Origin of the sequence: Pseudoalteromonas sp. C2R02, from assembly GCF_018860845.1 — a bacterium.
GTDB lineage: Bacteria > Pseudomonadota > Gammaproteobacteria > Enterobacterales > Alteromonadaceae > Pseudoalteromonas.
On record NZ_JAHKQC010000045.1, the window covers coordinates 224,633 to 241,119 of the forward strand.

A 16,487-nucleotide genomic window follows, 5' to 3' on the forward strand; every position below is an offset into this window, starting at 1 on the left:
GAAGAGATTGGATGTTCACGTTCCTATCACATTAGATTCGCTTATAATAAACATGAGACTATTTAGGAAGATATATGCGCATCTTACTTGTTGAAGATAATACTGATTTAGCTGCTAGTTTAGTTGATTACTTAGAAATGAAAGGACATAGTTGTGATTTAGCTTTTAATGGTGAAGCGGGTCTAAACGCCGCAATCTCAAATACTTACGATATGTATATTTTTGATATTGCGATGCCTAAAATGGATGGCTTAGAACTGTGTAATGTTATAAGAACGCAATACTATGATTATACACCTATTTTATTTTTAACTGCCCGAGATACGCTTGAAGACAAAATAGCTGGTTTTGCAGCGGGAGCGGATGACTATTTAATTAAGCCATTTGCTTTAAGTGAGTTAATTATGCGCTTAGAAGCAATATATAAACGCTATACAGGTGTGAAAACCCAGCTACAAGTAGCCGATTTACAAGTGAATTTAAAAACCGAAGAAGTATCTAGAGCAAATTCAAAAATATCGCTTTCGCCAAATACTTATAAATTATTAGTGATTTTAATGCATCGTACGCCTGAAGTCGTTTTAAGGCATGAACTTGAGCATTTAGTTTGGGGTGAGGATCTACCTGACAGTGACTCGTTAAGAAGCCATATTTATAAACTACGCAGTAAAATTGATAAACCTTTTGATATTCCATTAATAAAAACAGCAAAGGGCAGAGGGTTTAGTCTTTCATGAAACTATTTCAAAGTATTCGTTTTAGAATTGTAGTTGCCTGTATTTTCTTTTCAATTATTGTAACTGCTTGTTATGGATGGCTTACGTTTCATGGCGCGAGTGTTAATTCTGATGAACTATTTAATTGGTATATATCACAAGAAGCTGATTTGATAATCGCTGAATATAATCAAGATCCGAGTAAAGAACTGCACAAAAGTACAACGGCTAAAGTATTGATTTCAGATGAACGTAGTGTCATTAAATTACTAACACAATATTTTGAAGGCAAAAGAAGTCAAACTCAATTTGAAAAAGCTAACTCTTTAGATCAAATTAGACTACCAGGTCCGACATTTATTACTGAACAAGGTCATACAATATATGAATTTAGCGATGATAATATTACTGTTCATATTTTAAAATCAACACTACCAAAACTAAAAAATAAATATTTTTATTATATTGTAGATGTGACTAAGTTTGGTAGTTACGAGAACAATTCTAGGAAATATATTGCGAGTGTATTTTTTAAAGTACTCGTAGTGATTATGTTGTTAGGCTTAATCATCGGATTTGTTTTGGCTAAGATGGTGGTATCTCCACTGACTCGATTGGCAAAGTCGGTAGATTCAATTGATTATAGTCAACTAAAAAAATCTAAAGAAACATACTTTAATGATGAAATTGGGTTTCTTGCAAATAGAATAGATTCATTTGTAGTTAGAACAAATGAATTTATTCAAAGGGAAAAAGCATTTTCACGTGATGTCAGCCATGAACTAAGAACACCTCTTGCAAGTAGCCAAGCTGCACTTGAGTTAGCCATGTCTACTGATGAAGGTCAACAAAGTGTGATGAATAAATTTTTGCAACGTATGTTTCGTGCAAATAAGGATATGACACATTTAATTGAAACTTTTTTGTTATTAGGCCGAGAAGAATCATCAAATTTAAGTACTGTTGAGTTTAATTTACATGAGTTAGTTAATCGCTCTTTTACTAAACATGCTTACTTGAAACGAACATCTCATATCCAATGCATCAATAAAATCGAACCTAATTGTATTATACGTGAGGCTGAGCAGTACTTAGCAATCGTGATTGATAACTTGGTGCGCAACGCACTACAACATACAAATGATGGTTATGTATTAGTATACGCAGATGGTAATAAAATTTTTGTTGAAGATACCGGTGATGGTGTTAATAACAAGGATAATCAAGTTCAACAAGTTAATGTTCTTAAAAAATCGGGTGTTGGTTTATCAATTGTAAAACGTTTAAGTGAAAGCCAAAACTGGCAAGTGGAAATGTTGAGTAAACATGGAGAGGGCACGTGTGTTTCTATCACTATATCAAGGTCATTGTAATCATTTAGTTCCTGTAATTAATACTCTACTAGCTTGTTTTTGAAATAATTTCCTATATCGAACTTAAATTATTTATCTCGTCTTAATTACTTGCATGGTGATTTAAATCGTACTTTAATAACGTGATTCACAATAATTATCATTTAGACTTGCGGGGCGCTTGTCTTATTTTAAGCACAAGGATGTATAAATGCCGTTACCTAAGGTATTGGCAATAGGTAAATACATGACTATCAGAAAGACCTTTTTTTGGCTGCATTTGATTATTGGCTGTAGTGCGGCAATTTTTATATTTTTAATGTCAATTACAGGTGTCGCGTTAACTTATGAGCGCCAAATGATTAAATCAGCAGAGCGAAGTGATTATCCAAGTAAGCCTGAAAATATAAATCAGACTTTGCCTTTGTCAGAAATTTTAGTGATCGCACAAGGCTATGAAACTAAAAAGACGCCTCAAATCGTCATAGAAAATACGCCAAATGCACCTGTTATCATTAAAGATGGCAGAAAAAAAGTGGCTTATTTAAACCCTTATACAGGTAAAGAAATGGCAGTTCCGGGGCAGGGCACTAAAACTTTCCTTCGTAAATTGCGTGCATTTCATCGCTGGCTAACATTAGATGGTAAATTCAGTGAAAACGGTCGCTGGGTAAATGGCATCTCTAATGTCATTTTCATTGCTTTGATTTTATCTGGACTATATTTATGGTTACCTAAAAAACTTAAATCTCGCGCACTAAAACAAAGACTGACTTTAAGCGGAAACTATAAAAATAAAAGTGTAAGAAATTACCAATGGCATAATGTTTTTGGTTTTTATATGGCACCAGTGTTATTTATTTTGGCTTTTACAGCGATATTCTTTTCATTTAAATGGCCAGGTCAAACTCTCAAACAATATGCATCAACTCAATCAACTGAGCTGACTAAACCAGTAGCGCTTGCAATGGAACAAAAGTCATCTTTATTGCCTATTAATAAGCAGTTGCTTACGGTAAAAGCGCATTATCCACAATGGCAAAATATTCAATTCTCGTTAGATAATGTGCAAACCAGTAGTAAAATTTATAATGTTGATAATGGCAATGGTGGTGAGCCACAAAAACGTGTTTCTGTATTAATAGATGGCTTAAATGGTGAGCTAATCGAAGAAATGAAATTTGAACACAAATCGAATTATAACAAACTACGTAGCTATATTAGATTTGGCCATACAGGTGAAGTGTTTGGCATATTAGGCCAAACGATTGCAGGTATCGCCTCATTACTAGCTTGTTTATTGGTTTATACAGGGGTGATGTTATCTTGGCGACGCTACCAAAGAAGTAAAAATGTTAAGGAAGCCGAAACAGAGTTGATAAGCTAATTATTTTATTGATTCAATAAAACCCGCATTCTACGGGTTTTTTTATACTTGTGATGTATTGTTCAATTTAATTAGATGAATTGTGAGACTTGATCTCTGCCATTATTTTTAGCGTTATAAAGTGCTTTGTCTGCGCGCTTAAATAACTGCTCAAAAGAATCATCTTTTGCTTTTAAGCTGGTTACACCTAGACTTACTGTTATACTTATTTCACCTTGCCAATCACCTTTTACTGTCATATTTGCAAGTGTATTTCGAATGCGTTCTGCAACTTGATTCGCAACATCTATAGGTGTTTCAGGTAATAATAAACAGAACTCTTCCCCACCAATACGGGCTAATATATCTTCGTTTCTAATCACTGGTTGTAAAGCTTTAGCTAATTGTATCAGTACTTGATCACCTGCAGGGTGCCCATATTTATCATTAATATTTTTAAAGTGATCGATATCAAAAGAGATTAATGAAAGTGAATTGCTGTGCCTGCATGTGCGGTTAAACTCTTTTTCAGCTTGTTCAATAAAAAATCGACGATTATAAAGTTCAGTTAAAGGGTCTGTATTGGCTTGTTTTTTAAATTGTTCTTTTAGTTGATATAATTCAGTTACATCTGATGAAAAGCCAATCAGTGCGGGAAGTTCACCTTCACGGTTATAAGGTACTTTGATACTTAAATACCTATATTGATTACCTTCCTCATCAATAACTTCTTCATCTATGACTTGTTTTTCATTGGTTTCAAATACTTTTTTATCTGATTGATAGAAGTGATCGGCAATTTCAGCTGGTAATATGTCGTTTTCTTTTTTACCTATGATTTCATCAACAGGGTAACCAAATAGTTTAGCTGTTTTATTATTGACATATAAAAGCTCTCTTTGTAAGTTCTTCATATAAATATGCGCATCTACATTATCTAATACAGTGTCTAATAGCTGTTTTTGATGCCGGATTATCTTCTGTAATTTCTTTTCTTCAGTAATATCGGTTGATATACCGCACATACCAATTATCTTTTGGCTATCGTTAAAAAGAGGTTTTTTTATAGTTCTATAAATATGTGTTTGACCAGTTTCTTTAACAACATTAGTTTCTTCATTTTCAATGGTAGCGCCTTGTGATATGACTTTATTATCATTGGCTTTTAATTGTTTTGATAAAGGAAGATCAAAAAAATGGCTATCATCTTTACCTAATACTTCGTTTAAAGGGCGGTTAAATAAGTCTAATACTGCTTGATTGGCATATACATAACATCCATTTAGATCCTTTGCATAAATAAAAGCGCCCACATTTGTTAGTATATTTTCTAATAGTCTTAGCTGCTTTTTAAGTTGCTCAGGAGGGGTGATAGATGTTTTTTGCATTACTCAGCCTTTATTATGATGAGTCGCTATTATAATCAATATTAGAGTAATTTTAAGTAAATTGTGATTTTATGATGCTAAATGTAATAGAGTTTTGTAAAGTGTAATTTTTGAAGGCGTTGGTTGAAAACCAACAGAAAGTTAATTTTGAGGGAAAGTACATTTTTATATTTCATAAATAAAAAACCCGCTGATCAGCGGGTTTTATTGTTTATATAGGTAAACTCTTAATTAAAAGAAGTTAACTTTAAATTCAGCACCAATATAGCGAGGTTCGTTAACCATGCCAGAGTTGTTGTTGAAGTCTACACCACCGATGATCACTTGCTCATCAGTTAAGTTACGTACAAAAGCAGACACTTGGTATTCGTTATTACCGCTTTCCCAGTTGTAACCTGTGCGAATACCGCCTTCAAGTAATGCTTTACCGTTAAATTCTTCTGCACGATATAAAAAGAAGTTGATGTCACTACGGTAAGACCAATCTGTGTAAGCAAAGAATTCGCCATCAGCAATTTCAGTTGCATAACGTAAAGTAAAATTAGCAATCCACTCTGGAGAGTTAGGTAAGCTATTGCCATCAATGTTAGCCATAGTCACTGGGCCAAAAGCACCAGGAACTTGGTTAGTAGGATCTGTAACAGTACAAGTACCTGAACCACAAGTCGCAACTTCTAAGCCATCATCTTGAATTTCAGTGCTGTTATAGCTTACATTGAATGATGCATTAATTTCATCTGTTAATATCCACTGTGTATCAAGTTCAAAACCGTAACCAACCGTTTTATCGGCGTTTAGTAATGTATTTGAATTTGATTCACCACCTACAGCTGTTAACTGTTGATCATTCATTACAAAATAGTAAACAGTGGCGTTTACACGACCGCGACCATCTAATACGTCTGATTTAATACCTGTTTCGAAAGAATTAGTTGTTTCAGAATCTGCAACACTTACATTTTGATCATATAAAATGCGACCTTGAACACTTGGTGCACGGAAGCTATTAGCTAAACGTGCAAAAACATTAACATCATCATTAAGCTTGTAAACACCGCTTACATCCCAGCTTACATGACTATCACTTGGATTTGCAGATTCAGTAAAGTTAGTTTCTTCTTTATCAGTATCTGAAAATGGATTATCAATTAACTTAGCTGTAAAATCTTTTTCATCATGAGAATAACGAACACCTACTGTCATAGATAAGTCTTCAGATACATCATAATCTACAGAACCGAATACTGCATATGCAGTTGTTTCTTGATCTTGTGTAGAGTAACCATTTTGTGCACCATGATTAACATCATCAGCTGTACTTGTTACAAAATCATAAGAATCGATAATTAGGTCTTCGTAGTAATAAAAAACACCCGTTTGATAGTTTAAAGGGCCATTTAAATTACTAGATAAACGCAGTTCTTGCGTGTATTGGTTGTGATCTGGAATAGCATCAGCTGATTGCGCACCCCACCACACAGCGTATGAATCTTCAATTGGATTACCTAAGTAACCACCATCAACATCGGCACGAGAATAAATTTCTGCGCTTTCCCATGCTGAGATTGAAGTTAAAGTATGCGTATCACTTAAATCCCATTCAAGTTTTAAGTTAGCGCCTTGTGTGGTTACTTGTTGCGTCGCAAATTCTGCCGCATCTTGATATACAACGTCAGCGTCGAAGTCATCACGAATTTCGTTGGTACCAGGTTTTGCAATATTTGTATGGAACACAATCGGTGTGCCATCTAAATCACGCCAGTGATAGTTTAATAAAGCAGAAAAGTCGTCTGCTTCATATAAGAATTGAATACGTGTTGCATTTTCTTCGTAACCGCCTAAAACGTCGTCTTGCTCAAAGCCTTCAGCACGGTTATCAATGTAATCATCTTTTTCTTGATGAAGACCAGAAATACGCATTGATAAGTTATCTGTTAATGCAGTACCTACAGCACCTTCAAAATCAATTGCGCCTAAAGTACCGTATGATAAAGCTGCATAACCACTTGTATCTTCTGAAGGTTTTACTGAATCAAATTTAACTAAACCAGCAGGAGTATTACGACCAAATAAAGTACCCTGTGGACCACGTAAAACTTCTACACGCTCCATATCAAATACAGGGAAACCTTTTAATATTGGATTTTCTTGAACAACTTCATCAACAACTAAAGAAACAGGTTGTGAAGCGTTTAAATCGAAATCTGTATTACCTAAACCACGAACATAAAAGCGCGGAAAGCTACGACCAAAAGATGATTCAACCGCAAGTGATGGGATTTTTGCATTCATAAAACGAATGTCCATACCTGCTGAACTATATGCCTCTAAATTATCACCTTGTAATGCAGAAACAGAAACTGGGATTTCTTGTGCATTTTCAACACGTTTACGTGCTGTTACTGAGATAACTTCTAATTGATTGGCTTTTGCTTGATCTTGCACTTGGGCGTCAGCTGCATAACCTGCAGCAGAAAACAAAGCTGTATTGATTAATACTGCTAAGGTTGTCTTTTTCATTGCTTTCATGTCGGATTTAACCTTTTTTCACTCTAAAATTTCAACGGTAATATGTAGCGCCATATTACATTGGCGATGAAAGGTTCAATTTTACGCAAATTATGCGGACCTAGCGGGTAAGAGTGGTAGACACCGTTAGGTTGAACCTTACAGTGGAAATTATAGCACGGTGAAAGTATAATTAATGCAGTAAATGTTAAGAAATTGTATTTTAATTAGTGTTTTAACATTTTATAAACATAAATAATGCAAATTAAATTAGAGTTTTTACTCTATAAGTCTATGATACTAATATAAACTTTTAGTGCGGGCTTTCTACAGGACAAATGTCCGTATTAAATGGAATTATTTTAGATTTTTTTTGTCTGAGTCAGATTTATTGAGATTTAAGGTTGTTTTCAACTCACCTTATACAATATACACAACTAATTCGGTATTTTTGGCATGCCATTAATCGTATTATAAAATGTTAATAAAAAGGTTAATGAAAATAACTCGATTAAAAAGTCATTATATATTTGGACTAGATTAGCCTTAATTAGAGCTAGGTTTTGTTTTAGTGAAAATAGGGTGGGTTAAGTAAATGAACAAAGGGTAAATCACAAGTATGAAAGGGTGGTTTCAAGTCACCCTTATATTGAGTTCACGCTATATGAGTTTTTGTTTAAGTTTATAAATCTCTTTTTTCGAATCAAAATGGACCTCAGCAATAGCACCATTAAAAAGCGTCATATTTGGTGGTAAATGACCAATATCAGCATCATATATGACAGGAATATTTAAATCATTTAACGCATTTGATAATGCTTCAAATGCAGAAATTTCCTTACCATTATTGGTTATTACTGCATTTCGTCCAATTAAAAGGCCATTAACTTTATTGAATACGCCTTTAAACTTTAAACTTAATAATGCTCGCATAAATGCGGTGGGCGACATTTCAGCATTTTCGATATATAAAATAACACCGTCGTCTATGTAGTTATGATGAAAAGCATCAAAATCAAAATATTCTGTGCCAATAATATTTGAAATAGTATCAAAGCAGCCGCCAATTAAACGTCCGTTAAACTGTGTCGTGTCTTTGTCGCCTAGTATTTTCCATTGTGTTGGCTCAGTTAAGTTTAAAGTGACATTGGGATTTTGGCTAAAAGAATCATTTTTAATTTGATAAAATTGAGATGACTGTTGTTCAAAGTTATCATCATCCTTTAGCTTTAAATGCGCTAAAGTATTTGATGTCAACAATTCAGCCTCATCAGGATGTAGTTGCATTAAGTTAGTTGCATGAACTGTTGACCAATTAAGTTTAGTTGTAAGCGTTGTTAAAACCGTACTGACATCAGAGAAGCCCATTATCCATTTAGGTTTGACAGATTTTAGGTATTCATAATCTAATAAGGGCAAAATATCCATTGCAAGTTCGCCGCCCCAAGGTGGCATAATGGCATCTATAGTATCATCGCATAAAAAGCGCATTAACTCTTGAGCGCGTAACTGTTTTGAAGCACTGACATGTTTAATATCTTTTCTAAGGCATTGACCTTCAATCACCTCAAAACCTAAATCTTTAAGATTTTTTAATACAATATCTAAACGCTGATGGCAGCTAGTTGCAACACCAGATGAAAAAGCGGTTATGGCAATTTTACTACCTGGTTTTAATGGTTTTGGGTATTTCACTTTATTCCTAAATTAATGAAACTTGAGACTGTTAAAGGTTACGATAAATAATGTTTCAAAACAACGTTTTATCTATAGATTAAAATGCCAGCTAAATTCTGATTTAAAAAGCTGGCATTGATTGCGTTATAAACTGAACTTTTTATGCTTCTCTATATAGTTATCTAAGTTCTCATGATTTTCTTTTTTAGCAAGTTTGATTGCTTTGTTTATGTAAAGTAATGCTGATGTTTGGTTATTTTGTGCATGAAAAACATCAGGTAATGTACGCATAGCAAAATGTGAGTTTGATAAAGCTTTAAACGATACTCAGCGATATGTAATGCAGTATCTAAATTGTTATGTCTAAGAAATATGTGAGTGTACTCATAGAGATCAGTCTCTAATGCTTTTACTTCATATCCTTATTTGTTAGATAAACGGGTATAATGTTTTTCTAGATTATGCTTATTTTTAGTGATGAGATTATGATTTGAAAACCAATTAGGAAATAGCTTTCTCATGGCTTTGTAAAACCCAGTTTAACGAATAATAAGCAACTTATTGTTTCAAGACGATTGGGTAAAACGCAAATATTCTTAAAGCATAATGAACAGCTAAGCTAAGCTTAGCTTATGCTAATGAAGGCGATGCAGAATATATTAGCCCGCCAATATGGTCACCAAATGAAGAAAATATCGCTTTTAGTGCAGATGGAAAGTTAGTTTTTATAAACCTCAAAAAGTCTGAAATAAAATTATCAACCTTGGATTATGATATTACTCGTGTATTAGATTGGCATGAAAATGGTAATAAAGTATTATTAAAAGGTTTTAACCAAGGGCAAGATTATTTACTTGAATGGTCAATAAATAAAGATGCAATCACTCAGTTAAATGATAGCAAAGTGATACAAGCATTTTATCAAAATGATTCATTATGTTTGTTATTCGCTAATGAGTTCAATTGTGCTCCTAATTTAAAGTGGCAGCCGAAAAATGAAACTATTTATGATGCTTTTAAAGTGCAAAAGGGGTTTATTGTTGTAACAAGAGCCCGTACTGGGCAATATTATTACATCATTAATAATGGCTTTACTCATATTATGAAACATAACTTTCCTAAAAGCATGTTTCATTTAACTGGGGTGAGTAAAAAGCTTAATCACCTGTATTTTTTCAAGCGAAACTAAAAAACAACAAAATGTAATTTTGTATGATTAATCTTGGGCATGATGATTAACATGCCCATTTCAGATCGCTAAGATACAAGCGCTTTATTCTTTGACTCTATTTTTGCTAACCATAATAAAGGCGCAATAATAAAAAGGGTGCCAACTGCCATGGTTAGATCTGGTATTTCATCAAACCAAATAAAACCAACAGCCACCGCACACAATAGACCACTATATTCGGCGCTGGCTATTTTACTTGCATCACTAGAGCGATAAGCCACGATGCAAATACCCGCATAGATTAAAATAAAACTACTAGAACCTGCAGCTGTGAGCATAGGTGTAAAATCCCAAGGCTTTCCTTCATATAAAGCTAAAGCAAATGCGATTGGAATGCCGACTATATTTGTCATAAATAAGGTTTGAAATACATTTTGCTGCTTTGGTAGCTTTCTTATTAGCAAATTATTTACTGCCATAGTGAATGCAACGATTAAAGCTGCAATGGCAGCCCAGTCTATATGTGTAGGGCGAATAACAATTAAAACGCCTATAAAACCAAAAATAGCGACACCAACAGCATGTTTAGATAACTTGTCATTAAATAGCACCATAGCAAGTGGCAGCATTAATAAAGGTGCGGCATAAAAAATAGCATTTACCGTTGCTAATGGCATTGAGCTAATTGCAATCACCATAAATACAGCACCTATTAACCAAATATGACCACGGATCACGTGCCATTTTAAACCTTGTTTAAAAGCTGTTTTTTTACCGATAAAACATAAAGGCAATAATATTAATGCCGCTGTAATTTGTCGAAAAAGTACAAATTGGTAAACAGCAATATCTTCAGAAAGTGTTTTGATCAAAGCATCAGAAAATACGGCAATTAAATTACCTATTACAAGTAAAATCATGGCTAAACCAACAGTCATATTATTCATCAAATCTCTCCTATAAAATTGTTCTGCAATTTGAATAGGAGAAGTTTATTGCAAACCTATAGATTATGTATAATGATTAAAATACTTTTAGTATGAGTTAAACTAATAATGAGTTTTTTAAATGAAGTTACCTCCGTTACGTGCATTACAATGTTTTGAAGCTGTTGCTAGGCTGAATAGTTTTTCACAAGCAGCAGATCAACTTAACGTCACACAAAGTGCGGTTAGCCACCAAGTAAAGCTTTTGGAAGAATATTTAGGTGAAGCTATGTTTAGTCGCCATGGCCGCTCTTTTGCTTTAACAGAAGTAGGGGAGCGGTATTTTGAAGAAGTAACACATTCATTAAGTAACTTATCTAATGCCAGCCAGCTCATAAGAGAAGGACAAACAGGTAAGATCCGTTTAGCGCTATATAGCTCAGTCGCGGTTAAGTGGTTGATACCTCGTTTAGATGACTTAAAACAAAAATACCCAGAAATAGAACTCTCGCTCAATATGATGGCAGATGAGCCTAAATGTAGTGATCAGGTAGCAGATTGTTTTATTACGGTAGACCCACCAAAAACAAATTTTGTAGTAGAGTTTTTATATGCTGAGCGACTTTACCCTGTATGTGGACATAAACTTTGGCAACAGATAAAAGATAAACCCTTACCTGATGCCTTATGGACTCAACCGCTATTATCGGTGCAAAATTTATTCCCAGGAGAGCAATTAGCTGAAGATTGGCGACGCTGGGCGCAGCAAGGCGGTTTTGAAATGCCAAGTGATACAAAAATAAATCACTTTAGTCATATGTTATTGGCTGCAGAAGCTGCCCGATATGATCAGGGCATTACTTTAATGAATCATTATTTGATGTCAGATCAAGACAGGCAACATAATTTTGTGCGCATTCCTATGCATGAAGTATTAACCGGTGATAATTTCTATTTTGTTTATAAAAAATCACGTGCGAAACAAATGGATATCGTAAAACTAGGGCGTTGGCTTAAACAGCAGTGTTTTGAGTAAAATTGAACCTGAGTCAGTAGTTAATAAATAATGACAATAGTTAAGTGACTTATATGAAGTTTCTTAGCTTAATTTCTAAATAATCTCTCTTTGCAATAAAACAACAAAATTTTCTGTTTTAGCTGACCATATTCCTTGGGCTAAATTTGGGGTTAATACTTGAATAACGAGCCAACCTTCTTGACCTTCTTTATTGAAAATCTCTGATAAGTCAGGCATTTGTTGTTTTTTAAGCCCGGTTAAAAAATCTTCTTTATTGTCTATTTCTAATGTTTTATATTCATACTTGTTCATTTGAGGTAATTCCTTATATTCAAGTTCTAAAATATCTATGTCTAATGCTGAGGCAAGTGCTTTTTTTGATTGCAATGATGCAGAGCCCGTATTTTCAATTCGCTGAATAGTTCGTAAATTAAGTCCTCAAGCGATAGCTAATTCATCTTGTGACCATGATTTTTGTTGTCGTAACTCTACAATTAAATGTGCATTAACTTTAATAAATACCTTTTACTAAATGTGTGAAGACAGAAAAATACTGCATGATGAAGTGAGATTGTTTTACGAATAGCTTACGACACTTGTAAGTATTTCCTTATATTCAAGGTGTTATTAGCCATTTTTTAAGTAGGTTTAGTTTGTACGAAAGCTTCGCTTTGTTTCATTACTATGTAATTAATATAAATTTAAGCTGAAATCCTTTCATATTTGACAAAATGGAAGTTTTTATAAATAGCGTGATTAACTATGTTAAGCTTAAGCAACATTTTTTTAAATAATAAAAATAACCAGAGTAAATAAAATGCTAAGCACAATAGAAAGACGTCATGAAATTGTATTAAGAACACAAAAGCTTGGTAATGTATCCGTAAAAGAATTAGCTGCAGAATTCGATATTTCAACGGTAACAATTCGACATGACTTAAATGAATTAAATAAATTAGGATTAATTGTACGCTCGCGTGGTGGTGCTGTTGCAAGTACACGTTTAACCAAAGAGTTATCTGTAAAAGAAAAGCATAAAGAAAACCATAAAATTAAAAAACAGTTAGGTGCAGCTGTCGCACAATTTATTAATGATGGCGATGCCGTTTTATTAGACTCAGGTACTACCACAGAAGAAGTTGCAGGTTGTTTAGGCAAGCATAAAGACATAATAGTGATGACTAACGGCTTAAATATAGCCAATGAATTAGCAGGTTTTGAAAATTGTGATGTATTAATTACCGGCGGTCAGTTACGTAAAAAGTCTATGTCTTTTTATGGCTCTCATGCAGAAGATATTTTAAATGATTATAATTTTAATAAAGTCATTTTAGGTGTTGATGGTATAGATTTAAAAAGCGGTATAAGCACACATTATGAACCTGAGGCCAGTTTTAACCGCGCGATGTGTGATAATGCAGATCAGATTATAGTGGTAACAGACTCTTCTAAATTTGGCCGACGTTCACTTCATTCAATTCTACAATTAAATGCGATTGATATTTTAATAACAGATAGCGGCATCCCTCAAGAATTTATTGAACTGTTTGAAAAAACAAATACGCAAGTTCATATTGTAGATGCTAAATAGTTGTAGTTAATTTACTTAACTGAAAAAGTCCTTTAAGCGCTTTTTTATGTTTAGAATTATTTTGTTACCAAAACCATCTGCGATTTAAGTATTATCTTATCGTATTTTTTCTGAACTCAATGTACCTTTTATTAATACTCCTATTTTATGGTTATTTATGAACAAGTATCTTGTCGTTATATTTTTATTTTGCTTGATGGGGTGTAGTACAATTAGCAAAGTTGATGAGAATAGCTTATCTCTGAAAGCAAAACTTTCCGCAATTATTAATAAGCAAAAAGATACAAAACCAGGATTGAGTGTATTAGTAAAACATAAAAATAAAACCTTAATTAAAACAAGCAAAGGTCTTGCTAATCAGCGCATTGTAATTACTGAAAATACCGCATTTAGAATTGGCTCTATTAGTAAAACTTTTACAGCTTTGTCTATAATGACTTTAGTTGAGTCTGGTCAGCTATCGCTTAGCGATAATGTTAAACAACATCTTGCATCTTTGCCGAATAACTGGGCTGATATTAACATTAAAGACTTACTCTCTCATAAAGTCAGTTTATCAAAAGATTTTTTTGCATTTAATAATCTTCATTTAGCTAATAATGCAACAAATAGCACTTTATTATCTTATTTACAGCAAGACGATTTACAAGTATCAAAATTAGAACGAGACAAAGCGGTTTATTGTAATACTTGTTATGTTTTACTTGCTGAGATAGTAAAGCACGTGAGTGACCAAGATTATAATGAATATATGGCACAACATGTTTTTATGCCCGCTAATATGAAGCAGAGCTATATTGTTGACGAAAATACACATTTAAAGCCTGCCAGTGCGCTAAATTATGCAAAAACAACTAGGTTCTTTAATATCGAGCAATATACAACGGGTGCGATGGCACAAGTTAGTAGCATTAATGATCTAGATAATTTTATCACCGCGCTCAAACAAGAAAAAATAGTGAGTAAAAGTTCGTTAGATAATATGACTCAGGTGCATTCTGATTTGGGAGACGATGGCTTATATGGGTTAGGATGGATTATTGGCTGGGGTAACGAACCATTTTTTGCACATAGTGGTTCACAAGATGGTTATCAATCTGAATTATTTTTATATCCAAAATATGATTTAGAAGTGGCTATATTATCAAATGGTGGAGACGAGACGTTTCAGCTTCAAAGTGAATTGATGCAAGCAATAATCAGTCACTTTAAAGCACTTAATGAAGTTTAACTTAAACTTAAAAACCAGAAACATTCTCAGGATATTTAGCCATATTTTTATCATATAAAGACTTTATGCTAATAAGCGCTTGCTCAGTATTTTCATTAATATGTTGCGCAGGCATGATAATAAATGTTTTTGTTCTATAATCGAGCGCCATAGGAACCACAGGCACATTTGAATTATGTGCAATATGTAAAAACCCAGTTTTCCATTCTTTAGATTTTTTACGGGTGCCCTCAGGAGCAAGACCCAATACCAAGTGTTCGTTGTTATCAAATTGCTTTTTGACTTGTGAAACAAGACCATGGGGCGAACTACGATCAACGGGCATACCACCCCAAGCTTTTAATATCGGTCCTAATGGCCAAAAGAAAATGCTATTTTTACCTAAAAACCGAATCGTAATGCCCAATTGTAACTTAACAGCAATGGCAATTATAAAATCCCAATTTGATGTATGAGGCGCGACAGCTGCAACAAATTTAGATGTTTGAGGGAATTCACCTGAAACCTTCCAGCCTAAGAGTTTTAATAAAAAGCGACCTAAATAATGGCCTATGCCTTTTTGCGAGGTTTTAATACATTTGGGTAATGTTGTCATGGATGATGAATACCAGTTTTATTTTTATTCTGGGAATTTATCATAAGTGGTAATGATTACCAGCTATAGCAGAGTAAGTTTTGATATTAAGGGATTAAAGGGCTATCCACATGTCTGTGGGTAATTTGTTTTCTTTCATTATTTTTTCATAATCTCCTTCTTTTATACCTTGGTATATTGCTTTGTCTATGATCTCTTTTAGGATTTTATAGCTTAGATTTTGTTTTGATAATGCGATATGAGCAGATCTTTTTTCTGCTCCTTGCTCTTGAAAATGAATGTATTTCGATATAGATTTTAGCTCATTTTTTATTAAATATTCTCCATAACCTCGAGCTAAAATAAATTTATCAATTTCATTTTTAGCTAAAAGCTGTAAGCCTCTTTGAGCAGTGGGTACTTGTATTAAGTTGTTTTGCTGCTTTGATGAAAGAATTTGATCTAAATTATTAATTCTTACCGAAGCGATTTTATTACCTGAACTTAGGTAGTTTGAATTAACAAAAAAACCAAAATAATCGTAGCCTAAAGGCGTGCTCAGTACCGCCCATTCTTTTCTACCCACTAGATTAGCCGCTAAAAATAGCCCATCAAGTTTACCTTCTTGTACTGTAGATAAAGCTTTTGACCAAGGTTGAGACACGACACTTACTGTATGGCCTGATTTTCTCAAAGCTTGAGTTAAAAAAAGCCAACTAGCACGGTATAAAGGGTAGTTATTGACGATCATTCGACTATGATCAGGGCCAACGGCAAGACGTATATTTCTTGCTTGCGTTGAAGCACAAAAGAATATGAAAATACACAATAGGATAAGTAATCGATTCATTTTTAAAATTCTTAAAGACCGCAATGAAAACTAATTTGAGTATAGTTAAATTAACAGCCTTGGGAAATAAAGGCTATTTAATATTCGTTTGATATTAAATTTCATAATAAACATAGATT

The 16,487-nt window shown here is 33.6% G+C and carries 15 protein-coding genes; 7 read left to right on the forward strand and 8 right to left on the reverse strand.

Annotated features, from left to right (window positions below):
* The first annotated feature begins 74 nt into the window (after nucleotides 1–74).
* The 3 genes from KO527_RS22965 (at nucleotide 75) to KO527_RS22975 (ending at nucleotide 3,455) form a co-directional block, all read left to right on the forward strand.
* Nucleotides 75–737 (forward strand): response regulator transcription factor, encoded by a 663-nt coding sequence (locus tag KO527_RS22965; RefSeq protein ID WP_216042575.1) that lies wholly within the window; start codon nucleotides 75–77, stop codon nucleotides 735–737.
* A complete protein-coding gene (locus KO527_RS22970) occupies nucleotides 734–2,089 on the forward strand; it encodes a HAMP domain-containing sensor histidine kinase (protein ID WP_216042576.1) in 1,356 nt (451 codons plus the stop codon). Before KO527_RS22965 ends, KO527_RS22970 begins: the two co-directional genes overlap by 4 nt.
* Nucleotides 2,090–2,279: 190 nt before the next feature.
* Nucleotides 2,280–3,455 (forward strand): PepSY-associated TM helix domain-containing protein, encoded by a 1,176-nt coding sequence (locus tag KO527_RS22975; RefSeq protein ID WP_252733998.1) that lies wholly within the window; start codon nucleotides 2,280–2,282, stop codon nucleotides 3,453–3,455.
* Between the two features lie 71 nt (nucleotides 3,456–3,526).
* On the opposite strand, the gene KO527_RS22980 is transcribed toward KO527_RS22975, so the two are convergent.
* The 4 genes from KO527_RS22980 to KO527_RS22995 form a co-directional block, all read right to left on the reverse strand.
* Complete coding sequence (locus KO527_RS22980; RefSeq protein WP_216042577.1) at nucleotides 3,527–4,822, reverse strand: diguanylate cyclase; 1,296 nt, start codon at nucleotides 4,820–4,822, stop codon at nucleotides 3,527–3,529.
* 231 nt (nucleotides 4,823–5,053) lie between these two features.
* The gene (locus KO527_RS22985) at nucleotides 5,054–7,351 is read right to left on the reverse strand and encodes a TonB-dependent receptor (RefSeq protein WP_216042578.1); all 2,298 of its coding nucleotides are present in this window, start codon (nucleotides 7,349–7,351) and stop codon (nucleotides 5,054–5,056) included.
* A gap of 639 nt (nucleotides 7,352–7,990) precedes the next feature.
* On the reverse strand, nucleotides 7,991–9,025 hold the full coding sequence (locus KO527_RS26490) for a S66 peptidase family protein (RefSeq protein ID WP_216042579.1): 1,035 nt from the start codon (nucleotides 9,023–9,025) through the stop codon (nucleotides 7,991–7,993).
* Nucleotides 9,026–9,151: 126 nt separating this feature from the next.
* The gene (locus KO527_RS22995; protein ID WP_216042580.1) at nucleotides 9,152–9,298 is read right to left on the reverse strand and encodes a hypothetical protein; all 147 of its coding nucleotides are present in this window, start codon (nucleotides 9,296–9,298) and stop codon (nucleotides 9,152–9,154) included.
* A gap of 472 nt (nucleotides 9,299–9,770) precedes the next feature.
* Here KO527_RS22995 and KO527_RS23000 point away from each other — a divergent pair, with 472 nt between their 5' ends.
* A complete protein-coding gene (locus tag KO527_RS23000; protein WP_216042581.1) occupies nucleotides 9,771–10,196 on the forward strand; it encodes a hypothetical protein in 426 nt (141 codons plus the stop codon).
* A gap of 68 nt (nucleotides 10,197–10,264) precedes the next feature.
* Here the strand turns inward: KO527_RS23000 and KO527_RS23005 are convergent, their stop codons facing one another.
* Entirely contained in the window at nucleotides 10,265–11,125 is an 861-nt protein-coding gene (locus KO527_RS23005; protein ID WP_216042582.1) for a DMT family transporter, read from the reverse strand.
* Between the two features lie 121 nt (nucleotides 11,126–11,246).
* On the opposite strand from KO527_RS23005, the gene KO527_RS23010 reads away from it, so the two are divergent.
* Nucleotides 11,247–12,140, forward strand: coding sequence for a LysR family transcriptional regulator (locus KO527_RS23010; protein ID WP_216042583.1), 894 nt, complete (start codon nucleotides 11,247–11,249; stop codon nucleotides 12,138–12,140).
* Nucleotides 12,141–12,215: 75 nt separating this feature from the next.
* On the opposite strand, the gene KO527_RS23015 is transcribed toward KO527_RS23010, so the two are convergent.
* Nucleotides 12,216–12,509, reverse strand: a complete 294-nt coding sequence (locus KO527_RS23015) for a DUF4177 domain-containing protein (RefSeq protein ID WP_252734000.1) — start codon at nucleotides 12,507–12,509, stop codon at nucleotides 12,216–12,218.
* Nucleotides 12,510–12,939: 430 nt separating this feature from the next.
* Here KO527_RS23015 and agaR point away from each other — a divergent pair, with 430 nt between their 5' ends.
* Both agaR and KO527_RS23025 read left to right on the forward strand, forming a co-directional pair.
* Nucleotides 12,940–13,713, forward strand: a complete 774-nt coding sequence (agaR, locus tag KO527_RS23020) for a transcriptional repressor AgaR (RefSeq protein ID WP_216042584.1) — start codon at nucleotides 12,940–12,942, stop codon at nucleotides 13,711–13,713.
* 157 nt (nucleotides 13,714–13,870) lie between these two features.
* A complete protein-coding gene (locus KO527_RS23025; protein WP_216042585.1) occupies nucleotides 13,871–14,944 on the forward strand; it encodes a serine hydrolase domain-containing protein in 1,074 nt (357 codons plus the stop codon).
* A gap of 7 nt (nucleotides 14,945–14,951) precedes the next feature.
* Here KO527_RS23025 and KO527_RS23030 read toward each other — a convergent pair whose 3' ends face one another.
* Entirely contained in the window at nucleotides 14,952–15,539 is a 588-nt protein-coding gene (locus KO527_RS23030) for a 1-acyl-sn-glycerol-3-phosphate acyltransferase (protein ID WP_216042586.1), read from the reverse strand.
* Between the two features lie 94 nt (nucleotides 15,540–15,633).
* On the reverse strand, nucleotides 15,634–16,368 hold the full coding sequence (locus tag KO527_RS23035) for a transporter substrate-binding domain-containing protein (protein ID WP_216042587.1): 735 nt from the start codon (nucleotides 16,366–16,368) through the stop codon (nucleotides 15,634–15,636).
* Nucleotides 16,369–16,487 lie beyond the last annotated feature (119 nt).